16 protein-coding genes are annotated in these 19,229 nt (G+C 62.5%); 5 read left to right on the forward strand and 11 right to left on the reverse strand.

The features are described 5' to 3' along the window. The first annotated feature begins 53 nt into the window (after window positions 1-53). Entirely contained in the window at window positions 54-3,866 is a 3,813-nt protein-coding gene (locus ACODSR_RS16700) for a lectin-like domain-containing protein (RefSeq protein WP_489077766.1), read from the forward strand. 32 nt (window positions 3,867-3,898) lie between these two features. On the opposite strand, the gene tnpB is transcribed toward ACODSR_RS16700, so the two are convergent. Together tnpB and tnpA are read right to left on the reverse strand one after the other, a co-directional pair. Beyond that, window positions 3,899-4,120: an IS66 family insertion sequence element accessory protein TnpB gene (tnpB, locus tag ACODSR_RS16705; RefSeq protein WP_489077767.1), complete on the reverse strand. Its 222-nt coding sequence runs from the start codon at window positions 4,118-4,120 to the stop codon at window positions 3,899-3,901. Beyond that, window positions 4,117-4,578, reverse strand: a complete 462-nt coding sequence (gene tnpA, locus ACODSR_RS16710; RefSeq protein ID WP_489077768.1) for an IS66-like element accessory protein TnpA — start codon at window positions 4,576-4,578, stop codon at window positions 4,117-4,119. The genes tnpB and tnpA overlap by 4 nt, the downstream gene beginning before the upstream one ends. 393 nt (window positions 4,579-4,971) lie before the next feature. On the opposite strand from tnpA, the gene ACODSR_RS16715 reads away from it, so the two are divergent. Next, entirely contained in the window at window positions 4,972-5,310 is a 339-nt protein-coding gene (locus ACODSR_RS16715; protein ID WP_489077769.1) for a MerR family transcriptional regulator, read from the forward strand. 6 nt (window positions 5,311-5,316) lie between these two features. Here the strand turns inward: ACODSR_RS16715 and ACODSR_RS16720 are convergent, their stop codons facing one another. The 3 genes from ACODSR_RS16720 to ACODSR_RS16730 are packed head-to-tail and all read right to left on the reverse strand — an operon-like array spanning window position 5,317 to window position 9,019. Further along, complete coding sequence (locus ACODSR_RS16720; RefSeq protein ID WP_489077770.1) at window positions 5,317-5,859, reverse strand: SixA phosphatase family protein; 543 nt, start codon at window positions 5,857-5,859, stop codon at window positions 5,317-5,319. Next, the gene (locus ACODSR_RS16725) at window positions 5,856-8,609 is read right to left on the reverse strand and encodes an ATP-dependent DNA helicase (RefSeq protein ID WP_489077771.1); all 2,754 of its coding nucleotides are present in this window, start codon (window positions 8,607-8,609) and stop codon (window positions 5,856-5,858) included. Before ACODSR_RS16725 ends, ACODSR_RS16720 begins: the two co-directional genes overlap by 4 nt. Before the next feature lie 41 nt (window positions 8,610-8,650). Further along, the gene (locus ACODSR_RS16730; RefSeq protein ID WP_294133138.1) at window positions 8,651-9,019 is read right to left on the reverse strand and encodes a PilZ domain-containing protein; all 369 of its coding nucleotides are present in this window, start codon (window positions 9,017-9,019) and stop codon (window positions 8,651-8,653) included. 128 nt (window positions 9,020-9,147) lie between these two features. On the opposite strand from ACODSR_RS16730, the gene ACODSR_RS16735 reads away from it, so the two are divergent. Next, window positions 9,148-10,758, forward strand: a complete 1,611-nt coding sequence (locus ACODSR_RS16735) for a lysine--tRNA ligase (protein ID WP_489077772.1) — start codon at window positions 9,148-9,150, stop codon at window positions 10,756-10,758. Between the two features lie 304 nt (window positions 10,759-11,062). Here the strand turns inward: ACODSR_RS16735 and ACODSR_RS16740 are convergent, their stop codons facing one another. From ACODSR_RS16740 to ACODSR_RS16750, 3 genes are all read right to left on the reverse strand, one after another. Next, entirely contained in the window at window positions 11,063-11,533 is a 471-nt protein-coding gene (locus ACODSR_RS16740) for an RcnB family protein (RefSeq protein WP_489077773.1), read from the reverse strand. 315 nt (window positions 11,534-11,848) lie between these two features. Then, on the reverse strand, window positions 11,849-12,532 hold the full coding sequence (locus ACODSR_RS16745) for a prolyl hydroxylase family protein (protein WP_489077774.1): 684 nt from the start codon (window positions 12,530-12,532) through the stop codon (window positions 11,849-11,851). Between the two features lie 96 nt (window positions 12,533-12,628). Beyond that, on the reverse strand, window positions 12,629-13,492 hold the full coding sequence (locus tag ACODSR_RS16750; RefSeq protein ID WP_489077775.1) for an RcnB family protein: 864 nt from the start codon (window positions 13,490-13,492) through the stop codon (window positions 12,629-12,631). Between the two features lie 243 nt (window positions 13,493-13,735). Here ACODSR_RS16750 and ACODSR_RS16755 point away from each other — a divergent pair, with 243 nt between their 5' ends. Further along, window positions 13,736-14,275 carry a biliverdin-producing heme oxygenase gene (locus ACODSR_RS16755; protein WP_489077776.1) on the forward strand — a complete coding sequence of 180 codons (540 nt, stop codon included), beginning with the start codon at window positions 13,736-13,738 and terminating at the stop codon, window positions 14,273-14,275. After that, window positions 14,268-16,829, forward strand: a complete 2,562-nt coding sequence (locus ACODSR_RS16760; RefSeq protein WP_489077777.1) for an HWE histidine kinase domain-containing protein — start codon at window positions 14,268-14,270, stop codon at window positions 16,827-16,829. The genes ACODSR_RS16755 and ACODSR_RS16760 overlap by 8 nt, the downstream gene beginning before the upstream one ends. Window positions 16,830-16,839: 10 nt before the next feature. Here the strand turns inward: ACODSR_RS16760 and ACODSR_RS16765 are convergent, their stop codons facing one another. Genes ACODSR_RS16765 through ACODSR_RS16775 form a run of 3 tightly spaced genes read right to left on the reverse strand, consistent with a single transcriptional unit; the run spans window position 16,840 to window position 19,113 of the window. Further along, the gene (locus ACODSR_RS16765) at window positions 16,840-17,412 is read right to left on the reverse strand and encodes a (2Fe-2S)-binding protein (RefSeq protein WP_489077778.1); all 573 of its coding nucleotides are present in this window, start codon (window positions 17,410-17,412) and stop codon (window positions 16,840-16,842) included. Next, complete coding sequence (locus ACODSR_RS16770) at window positions 17,409-17,888, reverse strand: DUF2721 domain-containing protein (protein WP_489077779.1); 480 nt, start codon at window positions 17,886-17,888, stop codon at window positions 17,409-17,411. The genes ACODSR_RS16765 and ACODSR_RS16770 overlap by 4 nt, the downstream gene beginning before the upstream one ends. A gap of 16 nt (window positions 17,889-17,904) precedes the next feature. Next, complete coding sequence (locus ACODSR_RS16775) at window positions 17,905-19,113, reverse strand: LL-diaminopimelate aminotransferase (RefSeq protein ID WP_489077780.1); 1,209 nt, start codon at window positions 19,111-19,113, stop codon at window positions 17,905-17,907. Window positions 19,114-19,229 lie beyond the last annotated feature (116 nt).

Below are 19,229 nucleotides of genomic sequence, written 5' to 3' on the forward strand. Positions count from 1 at the left end.
GCATCGTGATTGAAGGACAACTGAGCGGACCGGGAACGGAACGCGTTGACCAGTTGCACTTCGCCGACGGCTCGGTTCTGAACCGCAGCCAATTCCAGACAGCGGCTTACGCACAACTCGCCACGTCAGGCAATGATACGTTGTGGGGTTCGAACGCCAATGATACGGTTGCTGGCGGCTCCGGGGAGGATACGCTCGATGGCCGAGACGGTGCTGACCGGTTGATTGGCGGCCCAGGCAACGATCTCATTCTGGAAGGCTCAGGGGACGACACCTACGTGTGGAATCTGGCCGATGGTTACGACATCATCCGAGGCGGTGGCTGGTGGGATGGTTTCAACACCATCGAATTTGGCGCCGGGATCAGTCTCGCCGACCTTAACTTCGCCCATGCCGGGAATACAGGTACGGACTTGAGGATTGCCCTCAACGGACAATCAGGATCTATTACGGTGGAAGGATGGTTCTCCGGATATGCCGGTGAACGTGTCGATCAACTACGCTTTGCTGATAACAGCACGGCCGCGTTGGCCGCGACCCTGACGGCCCTCGGCAACAGCGTTCCCTATGTGGGGACGCCAAGCAATGATACGCTGACTCCCCCGTCCGGTTATGGGGTGGTGGATGCGGGCGTTGGGGATGATCGCATCACCCTGACGGGTAATGGCGGCGGTTCGATTGTCTTCCGGTCGGGCGACGGCAACGATATATTGGATAACACGGGTAGCGGATACACCCGCACCGATACGTTGCGTCTTACTGATGTTGCGGCGGATGGCGTGGTTTTGCGCAAGTCCGGCAACGAATTGTCGCTAACGATCCTTTCCACTGGGGCTTCGTTCAAGGCGCTGCAGCAATTTTCCGGAACCGGACAGACGTTCGGAATCGGCTCTATCCTCTTCTCCGACGGCACTAGCTGGAACCGTAGCCAGATACTCGACCATACGATCCTCATGGGAACGTCAGCCAATGACGCCCTGTCATTGTCGGGTGGTTTCTACCACGTCCATGCTGGCCTCGGGGACGATACCATCGCGATCCAGGGTACGGGATCGGGTGTTGTCGAGTATTCAAGAGGTGACGGTTTGGATATTCTCGCTAACCTGGGATCTGGTTATGTAAGAAGCGACGCTCTCCTGCTCACCGACATACTACCCAATGATGTGGCCCTAGAGAAACAGGGCGGCATGCTGCATGTCATCCTGAAGGACACCGGCGACATCGTCAGGGTATCGTCGCAGTTCATGACCGATGCGTCGAATAACCCGGTCCTGGATTTCGGGATAAATGAAATCCGTTTCTCCGACGGCACGATCTGGAATCGCTCGATGATCGCGACGAAGGCGATGACAAACGACGCACCCGCCGGTTTGGATCTGCTTGTCGATATCGCCCAACCTGCATCCCGTGTTGGATCAGCGGTGCGATGGACGTCCGATACCTATCAACTTACCCCTCCTGCGAACAGTCAAAACGGTGCGATCTGGGGTGACGTTGATCTTTCAAGCGACGCCACATGGACGACTAAAATTTACTTTGGTGCAGGTGACGGGGGCGCCGACGGTGTCGCTTTCGGTTTTCAGAATGCGGGCGGTGCGGCCCTGGGCACTTCCGGGGTTCTGACCGCGACATCCTTCGGGGTTCGATTCGACACATGGACCAATCCTGGGATCGAACCGACATCCGATTTCAGCCAGTTCGTCCTGAACGGCAATATCAGTGCAACATCCTCTCAGTTCGACGCTTTCCATCTCCATTCCAACATCGAGAATGGGGCATGGCATGACGTCAGCTTCCAGTGGGATGCCTCAACTCATACCCTGAGCTATTCTTTCGATGGCGCGTTCGTTGCCCGCAAAACCTACGATGCTGTGGCGAACCTCTTCTCCGGTGACTCGACTGTTAAATTTGGCTTTGGTGCTTTCACCGGCGGCTTGAATAACAATCAGCTGGTGCAACTCGTTTCGATGAAACAGGACGTCGCACAATTTAGCGTTCGAGAGGATGCGCCCGCAGGCACCCTGGTAGGTTATCTCGCCGGACGCGACCCAGATTTGGAGGATACGCTGAGCTATGCGATCGTCGATGGCAACAGCGACGTTCTGAATGATTTCCTGTTCGAAATTGTCCAAGGGAACAAGCTACGCATTCGGGCTGGCGCTCGCCCCGATTTCGAAACTGAAGCGGAGCATCTGGTTCGCATTCGAACGACGGATCTTGCGGGCGCTTCAAGGGTCGATGAAGTTCGGGTTGCGATCCTCGATGTGGCTGCCCAGACCCTGACAGGTACTGCTGCAAACGATTCCATCATTGGCACCGGAGAAGCCGATGCGATGTCCGGCATGGCCGGGAATGACTGGCTTTCAGGTGGTGACGGTGCGGACGTTCTGCAAGGCGGCGATGGCAATGACGTCCTCTACGGTGATGGCCGGAAGGCGGTCGGCTCGAACCTGGTGGTGAATGGAGGTTTTGAGGATCTAGGCGACACGGCGAACAATATCCGGCGCGACTGGGGTGTCGAGACAGCTGACATGGCTGGTTGGGTCAAAATCAACAGTCAGCCCTATGAAGCGAATTTCAGTGGCACCCAAAGCATTCCGACCAGCGAGGGAACCTATTGGTTGGATATGATGGTGGGTGCAGGGACCGCTGCTCAAATGGATATCCGCCAGTCGTTCGGCAATCTCGCTGCTGGTGAGCAGTTCCTGTTGCAATTCGATGTCGCAAGACCGTCAGCGGCTGGAAATGCGACGATTGAAGCTCTCTGGAATGGGACGGTTGTTGCGATCATTTCTGACGCCGGCGTGCAAATGAAAACCGTTTCCCGCTATGTGACGGCAGCTGCTGGGGCCAACCAGTTGCAATTCCGGACCACTGCAGGGCCCAGCTATTATGGCGTTTCGCTCGATAATGTGAGGATCTTCGCAACCGAAGCGTCGGCGGGTGGGAACGACCAACTGGATGGCGGAGCAGGAACAGATACGGTCGTCTTTGCTGGCAATCAGGCGGATTATACGGTCGCGACCATCAATGGCACGGTGACCGTCACGGATAACCAGCCGTTGACTGACGGCAACGACGGGGTCGACACCCTTTCCGGGGTCGAGACGATCACGTTCAAGGACGCATCGGTTAACCTCGCTGCCCCCATCGTCCTTGACCTCAATGGGAATGGCGTGACCATCATCGACAACAAGCGGACGAAAGTTAGCTTCGACTGGGATCGCGATGGTCGAAAGGATCAAACCGGCTGGATCGGCAAGGACGATGGCTTCCTGTTCATCGACCGGGACGGCAATGGTACCGTTACGAACGCTGGCGAGCTCAGCTTCGCCAGCGACAAGGAGGGTGCCAAGTCCGATCTGGATGGGCTTCAGGCGTTTGACAGCAATAGCGATGGCATATTCTCATCGGCCGACGACCAGTTCTCCCAGTTCAAGGTCTGGCGGGATAAAAATGGCAACGGCCGCGTCGACAAGAAGGAAATCATATCCCTTCAGGAAGCGGGTGTTGCGTCGATCGATCTGTCTGGCGAAGCCGTCAACCAGAGCTGGGAATGGGGTGAGAACATCACCGTCAACACTGGAACATATACGAGAACAGATGGCACGGTTGCAGCCTTCAGCGACGTGGCCCTAAGCTACGATATCGTATCAATTCACAATGCCGCGCGGCTCACACCTCCAAGCGGATCTGGTGCCATCCATTATCCTTTGTCAGACATTCAGCAGGCGGCGTCGCAGTTCAGCGAGGCTCTTTCGGCATTTGAAAATGCCAAGGGTGCTTTTGAGGCCGCTCGAACGGATGCTTGGAGCGATCGGCGGGAAATGTATTTCGGGACGAGCTCTCATGTGAATTTAGTTTAAGTTCCAGATTTAACTGAACTAACATGATGCTTCTAAGGCATCATGTCCGACGCGCTCGTGCAGGCGAGCGCGTCGGAACATTCAGCCGCAGGCCTCCTGTCTGCCCGGCGTGCCCGGAAGACAAAAAGCATGCCTGAGAATGGGTCGAGCCGCAGTTCCTGCTGCACCAGTGAGGCGAGGCCTACCATGCCCTTCCTGAAGTCCACGGGCTGCGTTGCAACCAGCACCTTCAACGGCCCGGGCGGGATGATCATGTGGTCACCTGCGCGGCCAGGAGCACCCGCTCGATATGGTCGGCATCCACGTCGGACGGGATGCGGATCGACAGCCCGCGGGTCTCGATTACGATCTCACCGCCACTCCTCAGGCTCGCGGGCAACGATGACACTGCGGGCGCTGGTGGCCCGGAAGATGGCGGCGGTACGGGAGGTGCAGCCGGGCCTTCGATCACCGCGGGAACAAAGGCCATCCCCTCGGCCCGCTCTCGGAAACGCCCTCGCCAGTTATAAAGCTGTTGCGGGAGCATGCCATGACGCCGCGCCACCTCAGACACATTCGCTCCCTGCTTGAAGCTCTCCTCAATGATCCGCGCCTTCGCCGCCGGAGTCCATCCACGGTTGCCATTCGACAAGGGAATGACATCAAGACGCTCGGCCTTGCCTGCCCTCTCACCCCTTTCAGTTTCGAAACCCGTTTCGAAATCACCACTCATCGCAACCTCGCAAATGCAAGGCGCACTACTTACCAGATCGACAAATCATGAGAATGTGGGGGATTTTGACCGCTTACCGCCCAACCCGAGGCCCCAACGTTGTAAGTCGGTCAATATTCAAGAAGGTGGGCCGATCGGTCGAGCAATCTCTTTGCGCACCATCTGATCCCAATAGACAGATGGTATTTATGATGGTACAAAAATCTCACGCTTGGCAAAGACTGGCGTAAAATAAGTACCTTACCATGGCTGCCAGGTGCCCGTAGGGGTCACCATCAAGCAGGCGCGCGCGCGGTCGCCGGGCCGCGACGGGGCGAAGATGGGTGTTTTCCACGTTAATCCATAGTTTACCATGGTTGACCTTGGCGGGTCTTAGGGTGCAACATTGCTGTCATGAAAAAGGCAGAGGGTGCATTGCTGACCATCAGCGAGCTGGCGGGTGAACTGGGTCTGCCCCAGCATATATTGCGCTATTGGGAAACTCGTTTCCCGCAGCTGCGTCCGCTCCAGCGCTCCGGCAATCGCCGCTATTACCGCCCGGCCGACGTGGCGCTGGCCCGCCGTATCCACGACCTGCTCAATGTCGAAGGCTTTACCGTCAAGGGCGCGCAAAAGATGCTGGTCGATGGCAATGGGACAACACTGCCTGACACGCCTGCCCAACCGGCTGACGATGTGTTGAGCCAGTTGCAGGCGATCCGTTCGACGCTGGCCCGCGCGATCGGTGAATAGACCGGGTCAGCGCGTCCCCGGACCCAGCGCCGGGTCCAGGTCACGCGGGCGCGTGAAGCTGACCAGCGTGGCGATATTCTCCCGCGCCTGATCCCACCGGTCGATGGCAAGGTCCAGCACCGCAATACTTGCGGTCGGGAATTTCACCTCCACATCCTCGCGCAGCGGGTTGGCCCCGTCGTCGGGGACCAGGTCCAGGATCAGTTCTTCCAGCCCCGGATTATGCCCGGTTAGCAGCGCATTTTCGGCGCTGTCGGGCAGGTCGCGGATGACATCGAACAAGGTGGGGGAGGAGGCGAGATAGATGCGCCGGTCCCAGCGCGCGTCGAGCGTCTCGCCAAAGCCTGCAAAAAACGTCTCCAGCGTCTGCACCACCCGCACGGCGGGGGAGGCGACCAGCGTGTCGAACTGCATCTGCCGCCGGGCAGCAAATTGCCCCATCAACAGGGCCGCCTTCTCGCCCCGATGGTTCAGGGGCCGGTCGAAGTCGCGGGCCACCGGATCGTCCCAGTCGGACTTGGCGTGGCGCAACAGGGTCAGCCGCTTCATTCTCTCTCCAGATGGCTGTGGCCGGATTCGTGACCCTGATGCCCTAAGGGCGTCGTTTCGCCAAGAGTTTCGCGCCGCGAACCGACACTGACGGCAATGATCGCCTCGTCCAGCGTCACCCGGCGGATCGGCGTGCCGGGCGGAAAGGCGCTCAGCAAGCGGCTGGGCATAGCGGCAGACAGGATGACGAAACTGCCCTTGTCCTCCGCGCGGCGGATCAGCCGACCGAAGGCCTGCGCCAGCCGGGCGCGGATCAGCCGGTCGTCATAGGCATTGCCGCCATTTGCCAGCCGTCGCGCCGCGTGCAGCACGGTCGGCTTGGACCATGGCACCCCCTCCATCACCACCAGCCGCAGCGAATGGCCCGGCACGTCCACCCCGTCGCGCAGCGCGTCCGTCCCCAGCAGCGATGCGCGCGGATCGTCGCGGAAAATATCTACCAACGTGCCGGTGTCGATCGGATCGACATGCTGCGCGTAGAGCGGCAGCCCGGCGCGCGCCAGTCGGTCGGCGATGCGGGCATGGACCGCGCGCAGCCGCCGGATCGCGGTGAACAGCCCCAGCGTGCCGCCGCCCGCCGCTTCGATCAATCGCCCATAGGCGCCCGACAGTGCCGCCAGATCGCCGCGCTTGATGTCGGTGACGATCAGCACTTCGGCCCGCGCGGCATAGTCGAACGGGCTGCTGGCCTCAAACTGCGCGGCACCATGGGGCAGGTGGGTCGCGCCGCTGCGGCTTTCCGCATTGCCCCAGTCGCCCCCGCCTTTCAGCGTCGCGGATGTGACGATCACCCCCTGCGCGGGTTTCAGCACGGTTTCGGCCAGCGGGCGGCTGGGGTCGAGCCAGTGGCGATGAATGCCGATATCATATTCGCGCCCTTCGACCCGATCGACCGTCATCCAGTCCACATAGTCCGGGTCAGCGGGGCCGCCGATCCGCGCCAGCAAAGCCAGCCAGGCGCTGATCAGGTCGCGTCGCCAGCCGAGCGACGCCACCGCCCCCTCGATCCGCGCCCGCGCCGCGCCATCCAGCCAGTCGGGCGCATCCTCGATCACCGCCTCCAGCCTCCGCGACAAATGCGTCAGCGGGCGCAGCAGCGCGTCGAGCGCGAGCGCGGCCTCCTGTGCCGCCTCGACCAGCGGGCCATCGGGGGCGGCCAGTTCGGTTTCCAGCCCATAGCCCGCATCCGCCTCGCCCGTGTCGGCGGCGCGGGCAAAGACGGTGCCGCGCACGGCGGTGAACAAGGCTTCGAGCGGCCCGAACGGCTCGCCCGTCACGACCCGCTTCAACCATTCATCGGCGGGCAAAGCGAGTGCCGCATCGGCGGCGGCGCGGATCGCCTCTCCCCCTTCGACGTCATAGCTGGCCAGGTCTGACAGGCGCGCCGACAGGCCGCGCCGCCGCCCGCGCGATCCGCCCTCCGGTCCCATGATCCAGCGGCGCAACTCGATCGCCTCCTGCCCCGACAGGGCGACGGAGAAGGTCGAATCCGCCGCATCGAACAGATGATGCCCTTCGTCAAAGACGATGCGCTGCGGCCGCTGCCCGGTTTCACGCCCGCGCGCGGCGTTGATCATCACCAGCGCATGATTGGCGATGACGATGTCCGCGTCGGCGGAAGCACGAGCCGATCGCTCGATGAAGCATTTGCGATAATGCGGGCAGCCGGCATAGATGCATTCGCCACGCCGGTCGGTCAGCGCGGTGGAGCCGTTGCGGCGGAACAGGGTCGGCAGCCAGCCGGGCAGGTCGCCGCCGACCATGTCGCCATCCTTGCTGAACGCGGCCCAGCGCGCGACCAGCTGCGCCAAAATCGCCGCGCGGCCCGTGAACCCGCCCTGCAACGCATCTTCCAGATTGAGCAGGCAGAGATAATTTTCCCGCCCTTTGCGTACCACCACCCGCTTGGCCGCCACCATCGCATCGGGAAACAGGCGTAGCGATTCGCGGTCGAGCTGGCGTTGCAGGGCCTTGGTATAGGTGGACACCCACACCGTCCCCTGCGCCTGCGCTGCCCAGAGCGAGGCGGGAGCGAGATAGCCCAATGTCTTGCCAATGCCGGTGCCCGCTTCCGCCAGCAGCATATTGGGCTGGTCGCGGTGCGCGCGCGGGCGAAAGGCGCTGATCGCGGCGGTGGCATAGGCCCGCTGGCCAGGCCGGGCCTCCGCCCCTGCGCCGGTCAGCGTATCGAGCCGGGCCAGCACCTGCCCTTCGTCCAGCACGACGGTGCGCGGGGCAGGGCGGGGCTGCGCCTCCTCCCATTCGGGAAGCTTGGAAAAGAGCCAGCGCTCGGCTTCCTTTGGCTTGGCGATGCGCGGCGCGACCAGCGGCGACCAGGGCCAGCGCAGCCGATGCAGCGTCTGCGCCGAAGTCCAGCCGCCTTCCCGCTCGCGCCAGTCCGGCGATTCGATCCGGTCGAGCAACGCCTGCGTCGCGCTCTGGAGCAGGGCGGGAATGTCCGCCTCCGCGCTCGGCACCGGCAGGCCAAGCGCCTGCGCCAGACCCTTGGGCGTGGGGACCAGGAAGCGGGCGGGATGCAGAAAGGCCCAGAGTTCGAGCAGGTCGAGGCCGTTGAGATCGGGATAGCCCAGCCGCTGCCCAGTCAGCGGCGCATTGAGCAGCAATACCGGGGTTTCCGCCGCCCGGCCGATCGCCTGTCCCTTGGCCAGCCCTTGCGTCCGCCCACCTTCGCGCAACCAGATGCCGCCATGGCTGGCGTGGAGGGCGGGCAGGGATGCAGGATCAATCACCCGCCCCGTTTAAGCGAGCGGGAACAAAAGGAAAACCTGTTTCAGCTTGTCCGGCGGCCAAAACCGCCACCGCCGCTGCTTGCGGCCATCGCGCGCACGCGTGGTTGGAATGCTACAGGCGTGCGCAGCGCCGCGCGGGCCAGTTCCAGCTGGTCGTAAAGCGGGCCTTCGTTCAGCTCATAGGGAAAGCGGATGCCCATGCGATCCTCTTCGGACCAGCGCACAGTGCCGAAAGTGATATGCCCGTCCAGGTCGATCTGGCACGACGACCCGGCCGGCAGGGTGCAGCCGACCACCTGCGCGCCGCCCTCGCTCAAATCGACGATCATGCCTTCCAGGCTGTCCAATACGGTCGTGACGACAATGGCAATCTCGACCACGATGCGTTCGCGGGTGCGCAAGCTGTGCATGGTGCCTCCAGAAGCCTGATTATCGACGGTCAGGGTTAATGAAACCCTAATGTGCGAACGATTCTTAACGCAGATTTGCTACCGAAGGACGTTTCTTTTCGGCCTGCGCGGGGCTAGGGGGCGTAATCATGACCGCGACAGATATTCTCCGTACCGCCGCATTGGCGGCCAAGGCCTGGCCCTATGAAGAAGCGCGCAAGCTGCTCAAGCGCTATCCCAATGGCGCGCCGGACAAAGGCCATATCCTGTTTGAAACCGGCTATGGCCCCTCAGGCCTGCCGCATATCGGCACATTCAACGAAGTGCTGCGCACGACGATGGTGCGCAACGCCTATCATGCGCTGTCGGATATTCCCACGCGGCTGGTGGCGTTCAGCGACGATATGGACGGGCTGCGCAAGGTGCCCGACAATGTCCCCAACCAGGCGATGCTGACGGAGCATCTGGGCAAGCCGCTGACGCAGGTGCCTGATCCGTTCGGAAAGTTTGAAAGCTTCGCCCATCACAATAATGCGATGCTGCGCGAATTTCTCGACCGCTTCGGCTTCGATTACGAGTTCGTGTCGGCGACCGAACGCTATCAGGCGGGGGCGTTCGACGATGCGCTGCGGCAGGTTCTGCGGTGCAATCAGGCGATCCTCGACATCATGCTGCCGACCCTGCGCAAGGAACGGCAGGCGACCTATTCGCCCGTCCTGCCGATCAGCCCCAAGAGCGGCATCGTGTTGCAGGTGCCGGTTGAGGTGATCGATGCCGAGGCAGGCCTGATCCGCTTCGAGGATGAGGGCGAGATGATCGAGCAATCGATCCTGTCCGGCGGAGCCAAGCTGCAATGGAAGGTAGACTGGGCGATGCGCTGGGTCGCGCTGGGCGTCGATTATGAGATGGCGGGCAAGGATCTGATCGATTCGGTGACCCAGTCGTCGAAAATCTGCCGCGCGCTGGGCGCCCGTCCGCCAGAAGGCTTTAATTACGAGATGTTCCTCGACGAAAAGGGCGAGAAAATCTCCAAGTCCAAGGGCAATGGCCTCAGCCTTGAACAATGGCTGACCTATGGTCCGCAGGAAAGCCTGGCCTTCTACGCCTATCGCGAACCCAAAAAGGCCAAGCAACTGCATATGGGCGTCATCCCGCGCGCGGTGGACGAATATTGGCAGTTCCGAGTCAATTATCCCAATCAGGCGATCGAACAGCAACTGGGCAATCCGGTCCATCATGTTCATGATGGGGCTGTGCCAGAGGGCAAATTGCCAGTCACATTTCAGCTACTGCTCAATCTTGCTGGCGTTTTAGGGCCGTTGGCCACGAAGGATGAGCTTTGGAATTACTTGGCTGTTTATGTCGGACGGCAAAACGGCGCGCCTAGCTGGACTGAATCAGGGGATGGTTTTGGCCCGGACCTTGATGCCCTTATGGACCATGCGATAGCTTATAACCGCGATGTCATCGCACCGACATTGAAGCTGCGTGCGCCCGACGCCAATGAGGCCGCAGCCTTGCGCAGGCTCGACGCGGAGCTAGCCGCGTTGCCTGCTGACGCCACGGCGGAGGATATTCAGAATATCGTCTATGCCATCGGCAAGGATGAGGCGTTCGGCTTTGCCGAGCTGCGCGACTGGTTCAAGGCGCTCTACCAGACGCTGCTGGGCGCGGACCAGGGACCGCGCATGGGCAGCTTCATCGCCCTCTATGGCATTGATAACAGCCGCAAGCTCATTGCGCAGGCATTGGCCGCCTGAATCGCCCGATTTTCCGCAGAAAAGCGGAACTTTTCGGGCGGACGCGCGTTTCGCGCAACGGTCCACCCCCCTTTCGGACTGATGGTGCGTCCTGCGTGCCATCGGCCGCGCTTGCCCGGCAACGGGCGGCGCGGCCAAGTTGGGGGGGCCAATAAAAGCGGCCCCTAAAATCCTCCCCTGCAAGGGGAGGGGGACCGCCAGCGTAGCTGGTGGTGGAGGGGTGTCGCCCTATCGAGACGGCGACACCCCTCCGTCTGGCCTGCGGCCCGACACCTCCCCTTAAAGGGGAGGATCGGCGTTGGGCTTACCAGAAGAAGCCGCGATGCACCTGAATCACGCGCCCGTTGCGGACATTGACCAGCAGCACATCGTTATAATGACGTACCCAGCGCTGGTTCACGCCCGGACGGGGCAGGCGATAGCGATAGGGGTCGGCGATATAATAGCGTGAATTATAATAGGCCGGGCGAAGCTGGACGCCGACATTCCACCGATTGTAGCGGAACGGCGCGCGCCAGTTGCCGCCGCGATAGACGTTGCGATGGGTGCGGCGATAGTCGCGCCAGTCCTCGCGCGCTTCCTGGCGGGCATCACGCACGTCGCGCCGTTCTTCGCGCACGTCGCGGCGGTCGCCATAGCGCTGGGCCTGGCGCAGATCGCGCTGCTCTTCACGCAGGTTGCGTTCGCTGCGGCGCGCTTCGCCATAGGATTGAGCGGACGCGACACTGGGCGCTACCGTCGCGGCCAACAGGCCCAGAATGATCAGTTTACGCATAGCATATCTCCTATTCCTCTGGCGGCTGAACCCTGTCCGGCTGGATGGGGTTCCCTGTCGCCAACACAAGGAGATATGGAGCAGCCCGCCTGAACGGCCCGAAAATGAAGCTGTCAGTTTTCAGTCATTTATGTCGCAAAGTGTAACGGGTAGGCCGTCCTGGAGCCGGATGCTCGCACCCCGATCCGTTCGTTTCGAGCGAAGTCGAGAAACGTCGCGCGCAGGTTTCTCGACGTAGTTTATCCTGAGCGCCTGCCGCAGGCGGGCAGTCGAAGGGCTCGAAACGAACGGACGTTGGGGATTAACCGAAATCCATCATACTCTGGGTTGCCAGGGTCGCTCGCGAAACCATTTGGTGACGACATATTTGGTGCCCTGTTCGACTGGCCGTGCGGCGTGCAGGCTAAACCGGTTGGGCGCGCCGTCGGCGGTCATATTGTTCCAGATCAGGATCATGCCCTCGACCGGCGGCACCATGAATTCGCATTGGGGGAAATGGGTTTCGCCCCCGGCCTCGACCGGGGAGAGATAGATCATCGTGGTCCAGCTGCGCTGCCCGCCAGTGACGCGCATGGCGGGCCAATAGTCGGCTGTGACCGGGAAATAATCGCAATGCAGCCGATATTCCTGGCCGTTGGTATAGCGCTGGCCCTGCAATGTTTCGCCATGGTCGGCTGGCAGGCCCGTCAGCGCGCAGATGCGGTCGCTGATGGCCTTGATCAGCGGATCGAACGGATCGAGATTGCAACTGTGGCTGGTGCGATAATCGGCGTTCGCGCTGCCCGAAAAGAGCGTCGAAGGCTGCGCGCCCGCATCGATGATCGCGCGCAGATCGGCGCATTCTTCCGGGCTGAGGAAATCCTGCCGCCCGTAGATCGCAAGGTCGGGCGCGTCGATCCGGCTGACCATCGGGTTGCGCTCCAGCCGCGCCTGCACCTGCGCGCCGATCGCCGCGCGGGTGGGCGAAGCGATGCCGCCATCATCGTCACTGTCTGTCATACGGCCCTCCTGCCACAGCGGCAGGTAGCATGAAAAGACCCCGGCGCGTCTCCGCACCGGGGCCAGTATTCCTGAAGGCCACTTCAGGGAGGCGTGTTACCAGAAGAAATCATGGATCACGTCGACGACATAGCCGTCGCGAATGTCCACCAGCATGGCGTCGTCATAATAGCGCACCCAGCGCAGCGTGCCGTAAGCGGGCGGCAGGCGATAGGCGTAAGGGTCGTTCAGCCAATAGCTGTTGGAATAGAGCAGGCTGCTCAGCACGATGCCCACGGAGAAGCGGCGATAGCCATAGTTCCAGCCGCGCGGCGCGTTGTAGCGGCCCATGCGATACTGGTTGCCATAACGGTTGCGATAGCTGTTCCAGTCATAGCGCCGGTCCTGCCGCCAGCCATTATTCCAGCGCTGCTGGTTGCTCCACCGGGTCCGGTCGTCATAGCGGCGGCCATTGTTCCAGTTGCCGACCGAACCGCGATTATCGTTCCAGCGCCGATCATCGCGCCGGTCGTCACGCCTGTCCTGACGATAATCCTGCCGACCGTCGCGGCGATCATTGCGCCAGTCCTGCCGGTCATTGCGGCGATCATCCCGCCTGTCCTGTCGTGCGTCCTGTCGCGCCGGTGCTGGCACGACCGCAGGATTGCCGGAGTTGCGCCACGGACGATCCGCACGCGGTTGCTGGACCGGAGCCTGCTGCGCCGGTGCTTGCGCTACCGCGCGGTCCTGCCGCTGTTGCCAGCGTTGCGCCTGCTGCCCGTCACCGCCCATCGGCCGCTGTCCGTTACCGCGCCACTGATAGGATTGGCGGTCTGCTCCGCCACGTTCTGCCCCACCTCGTTCTGCACGATCGCCGCGATTCCCACGGCCATTGTCATTGCTCTGGGCATAGGCCGGCGCGACACCGCTCAACAGCGTTGCAGCCATCAGTCCCGTCAGCATCATCTTCCTGAACATCATCGTGACTTTCTGTTTGCGGGAACCTTCTGCCCCCTCATGCCGCCCTTCTAGATGGCGCGCGATGTCGCAATTCTGAACCTGTCCGTCAGCTTATCGAAAGAATCGCCGGGCGTAATGAACCCAATTTTGGCTTTGCGCGTTGTTCCGTGTTCGTATCGTTCTGTCCGTCAAAAATGGCCGGAACCGGGTCAAAAGCTGATCCAGATCAGTGCAGGGTGCCTGCCCTCTCTATAGGACTGCCGAGTGAAGAAATCTCCCAATGTCAGCGGCGTCCGCCAGGCTCTGCGCGAAGCGACGAGCGACAGCCATCACCGTGTCGACACGCTGTTTTCGGGCTACCGACTTGATTCGCAAAGCCATTATGCTGCCTTCCTGACGGCCCATGCCCGTGCGCTGGGCGCGCTCGAATCGGTCGCGCGTCCGGCTTCGCCGCGCCTGCCGCTGATCGCGGCGGATCTGGCGGCGATGGGCATGTCGATGCCCGCGCCTCTGTTTCTGGCTGATCCCGATCGGGACGGTTACCGCTGGGGGCTGCTCTATGCGCTGGAAGGATCGCGGCTGGGCGGGGCGATGCTCGCGCGGCAGATCGCGCCCGGCCTGCCCCGCGCCTATCTGTCGGCGGTCCATGGCAAGGGCGGCTGGGTCGCGTTTCAGCAGGCGCTTGATCAGGCCGCCGCTGACGGGGGCGAAGGCTGGCTGGACGACGCCGTGCAGGGCGCGCAGGCTGCCTTCGCCCTATTTGCCGCAGCAGCCCAGCCTGAACCGGTCGCCGCCCATGGCTGACGGCGGCAGCGGCGCGGATTTCGCCGTCAACCTCACCAATTGCGATCGGGAACCGATCCATGTGCTGGGTACTGTCCAGCCCTTTGGCTTCCTGATCGCGCTGACCGCCGACTGGCTGGTATCGCGCGTGTCGGCCAACAGCGCCGCGTTCATCGGCCTGTCCCCCGACGACATGCTGGGCAAGCCCGTCAGCGCCCTGTTGGATGGCGAAGCCATCCACACGCTGCGCAATCGCATCACTTTGTTACGTGGTCCCGATTCGGTCGAGCGCATCTTCTCGCTCACCCTGATGCCGGGCGGCAGGCCGTTTGACGTCGCCGTCCATTTTTCCGGCCAGCTGGTGGTGATCGAAGCCGAGCCGGCCAGCGCGGACGAGATGGAGGCCAGCAGCGCGGTCCGTTCGATGGTCGCGCGGCTGGGGCAGGCCGATGGCATGACCGCCTTCCTGCGCGATGGCGCGCGGCAGGTGCGGGCGCTGACCGGCTTTGATCGGGTGATGGTCTATCGCTTCGCCGATGGCGGCGATGGCGAAGTGGTCGCCGAAGCGCTGCGGCCCGGCATCGACAGCTTCTTTGGCCTGCATTACCCAGCATCCGACATTCCGGTGCAGGCGCGCGCGCTCTATCTGCGCAACATCTTCCGCGTCATTGCCGATGTGCAGGCTGTGCCGGTGCCCGTCGTCCCCGCACTCGATCCGACCGGCGCGCCGCTGGATATGTCACTATGCCTGACCCGCGCCGTCTCGCCCATCCATATCGAATATCTCCGCAATATGGGGGTGGGGGCGTCGCTTTCCATCTCGATCATTGTCGAAGGGCGGTTGTGGGGGCTGTTCGCCTGCCATCATTATGTCCCGCGCCTGCCGACTTTCGCCCAGCGCAGCGCGGCCGAACTGTTCGGTCAGATCTTCTCGATGATGCTGGAAAGCCGTGAGCGCGCCGAAACCGCCGCCTATGAGGGCAAGGCGCGGCAGGTGGCCGACCGGCTGATGTCGGCAGTGGCGCAGGATCATGACCTGCTGTCCAACGCCCGCTGGCTGGGCGACATCATCTTCGACACGATTCCTGCCGATGGTGTGGGCGTCTATATTGACGGACAGATCAGCTTTTCAGGGCTAACCCCGGACAAGGCCGCCTTTGCCGCGATCGTCTCGATGCTCAACCGGGTTGCGGCGAGCCAGGTCTATACCACCGACACGCTGAGCCGGGTCCTGCCCGAAGCTGCCGCCTATGCCGACCGCGCCGCCGGGCTGCTTGCCATTCCCCTGTCGCGCCGACCGCGCGACTATGTCGTGCTGTTCCGTGCGGAGCAGTTGCGCGCGGTGCGCTGGGCGGGACAACAGGACAAACATATCGAATATGGTCCCAACGGCCCGCGCCTCACCCCGCGCAAAAGTTTCGAGGAATGGTCGGAACTGGTGAAGGGGACGGCGCTGCCGTTCGCACCCGCCCAGTTGCGCGTCGCCGAAGCGTTGCGCACCGCCCTGCTGGAGGTGGTGCTACGCCTGTCCGATTCGGCGGACGCGGAACGGCAGCGCGCGCATGAGAAGCAGGAATTGCTGATCGCGGAACTCAACCACCGGGTGCGCAACATATTGGCGTTGATCCGTGGCCTCTTGTCCCAGACGCGCAGCAGCGCCGTGTCGGTCGAGGATTTCATCGGCACGCTGGAAAGCCGCATCCATGCGCTGGCCCGCGCCCATGATCAGATCACCGCTGATCGCTGGAGTCCCGCGCGCCTTTATGACCTGATCGAGGTGGAGGCGGGCGCTTATCTGGGCGAGCGGCGCGACCGGGTGACGCTGACCGGTCCCAATGTGCTGCTGACGCCGGGATGCTTCACCGTCATGGCGCTGGTGATCCACGAAATGCTGACCAATGCCGCCAAATATGGCGCTCTGTCGGACAATGGCACGGTCGCGATCGACTGGCATGTGGATCAGGATGGCAGCCTGCTGATCGACTGGACCGAAAGCGGCGGCCCGGCCGTGGTCGCACCCACGCGGCGCGGCTTTGGGTCGACCGTGATCGAACGCTCCATCCCTTATGACCTGGATGGCCATGCCGAAATCCACTATCGTCTGGCCGGGATAGAGGCGCATTTCTGCATCCCCTCCGTCCATGTCGTGTCTGTGCTGCCCGATGTCGTCGGCACGGATCGCCCGCTGCCCGTGATCGCCGCGACGCCCGAACTGCTCAAGGGTCGCCACGTCCTCCTCGTCGAGGATAATATGATCATCGCCATGGATGGAGAGGATGCGTTGCGCGATCTGGGCGCGGACGTAACCACTGCCGCCAGCGTCGCGCGGGCGCGGGAGGCGATCGAGCAGCAGCCCATTGATCTGGCCGTGCTGGATTTCAATCTGGGTGCCGAAACCAGTATGCCGGTGGCGGACCTGTTGGTCGAACGCGGCATCCCCTTTCTGTTTGCGACCGGCTATGGCGACGGGCTGGAACTGCCGGATCGCTTTGCCGGGGTCACCCTGGTCAAGAAGCCCTATTCGGGCGCGACCCTCGCGCAGGCGATGACGCCGCTGGTCGGCGGCAAGGGCTGACGATCCGCGCCTATGACTTGGGCGGCTGAGGCGCAGGCCTGCCCAGCGCCGGGACGGTGCGGGCAGCCTCCTCCGGCGTAATGCCAGGCGGCGGGGCGGCGGCCCCCTGTTCGCCGACACCTGTATCCTCGCCCCGCATGATCCGCCCCGCCCGGCGGATCGCGCCGCGCAGCCGGGGGTAGATGCCGCAGCGGCAGATATTGGTGATCGCCGCGTCAATCTCCGCATCGCTTGGATCATTGGTCCGGCGCAGCAGCACCGACGCGGCCATGATCATGCCGGGGATGCAATAGCCGCATTGGGACACATTGTCGGCGGCGAACGCCTGTTGCACCGGATGGCCGCGATCGGGCGACAGCGCCTCGATCGTGGTAACGAAACGCCCCTCCGTCTTGCCGATCGTCACCTGGCAGGATCGCACCGCTTCCCCGTCTATATCGACGGTGCAGGCACCGCAGTCGCCGGTGCCGCAGCCATATTTGGTGCCGGTCAGGTTGGACGCATCGCGCAATGCCCATAGCAAAGGCGTGTCCGGGTCCATCCTATATTGCACAGGCCGGTCGTTAACGGTGAAGCGGGTCACTTCGCATCATCCTCCGTCTCGACCTTGTGATAAAGGACTTCGTTGCGGACGTGGATGATCTTCGATCCCAGCCGGATTTCCTGAATGAAGGTCGCAAAGCCGCCCGCCTGCAACAGCATCGCCAGACTGAACAATATCGCGATCGGCGTCCCCAGATGTGCGCCGAACAAATTGCCCGCAAACAGCAGGATGACGACCAGACACACGGCGCAGGCCGATGCGACCGACAGGAAGATGGCGATGTTGACCACGCTCATCCGCTGGTCGAGGACGCGGATTTCATGGACCAGCCGGTCATGCTCACGCCCCCGCGTGGTCAGGATCGCCGCCTCCACCGTCCGCGCCCGGTCGATGATCCGCGCAAGACGGCTGACGCAGACATTCAAGAACGCGCCGATCCCCGCCAGCAGGAACACCGGGGCCAGCGCCAGCTGGATGGTCTGCGCGACCAGCGAGACTTGGGGCAGCGCGATCATGGCGCTGGCGCGACCGTCAGGCCGCGCCCTTGGCCGGCGTATTGACGCCCATCGACTTGAGATAGGATTTGATGTTGCGCGCTGCCTGCCGCAGCCGCTGTTCATTCTCCACCATGGCGATGCGGACATAGCCTTCGCCATCCTCGCCATAGCCTACGCCCGGCGCGACCGCGACCTTGGCATGGGTCAGCAATTGCTTGGAAAATTCCAGGCTGCCCATCTCTTTCAGCGCAGGCGGCAGTGGTGCCCAGGCGAACATGGACGCGGGCGGGGCGGGAATGTCCCATCCGGCGCGACCGAAGCTTTCGACCAGCACGTCGCGGCGCTTGTGATAGAGTTCGCGGTTCTTCTGCACGATATCCTGCGGCCCGTTGAGCGCGGCGCAGGCGGCTGCCTGAATCGGCGTGAACGCGCCATAATCCAGATAGGATTTCACCCGGCTCATCGCCGCGATCAGTTGCTTGTTGCCGACCGCAAATCCGATCCGCCAGCCCGCCATCGAGTATGTCTTGCTGAGCGACGTGAACTCGATCGCAATATCCTTCGCGCCCGGCACCTGCAAAATGGAAGGCGTCGGGTTGCCGTCATAGTACAGCTCGGAATAGGCAAGGTCGCTCAGGACCCAGACCTTATTCTCCTTCGCCCAGGCGACCAGCCGCTCGTAAAAGGCCAGATCGACCGTCTCGGCGGTCGGGTTGGACGGATAATTGACCACCAGGATTGACGGGCGCGGCACGGTGAAGGCCATGGCGCGGTCGAGCGAGCGGAAATAATTGTCGTCGGGCGTCGTCGGCACCGACCGGATGGTAGCGCCCGCCAATATGAAACCGAACATATGGATCGGGTAACTGGGGTTGGGGGCCAGCACGACATCGCCCGGCGCCGTGATCGCGGTGGCCAGGCTGGCAAGGCCTTCCTTGGACCCCATGGTCACGACGACCTCGGTTTCCGGGTCGACATCCACGCCGAAACGGCGGCCATAATAATTGGCCTGCGCCTTGCGAAGGCCCGGAATCCCCTTCGACTGGGAATAGCCATGGGCGTCGGGCTTGCGCGCCACCTCGATCAGCTTGTCGATGACATGCGGCGGCGGCGGCAGGTCGGGATTGCCCATGCCCAGATCGATAATATCCTCTCCCGCCGCACGCGCGGCGGCCCGCATCGCGTTGACTTCCGCGATGACATAGGGGGGCAGGCGCTTCATGCGATAGAATTCTTCGGACATTATAAGGCTTTCCTGAAAGCTCTAGGTAAGGAATAGTGCGTGTCGCGCCGTTGCCGCGTCACAATCTGGCTATAACCGGCCCGATGGCGACGCGCCAGAGAAAGCGGCGCATAGAA

Source organism: Sphingobium sp. FG125 (genome assembly GCF_057809795.1).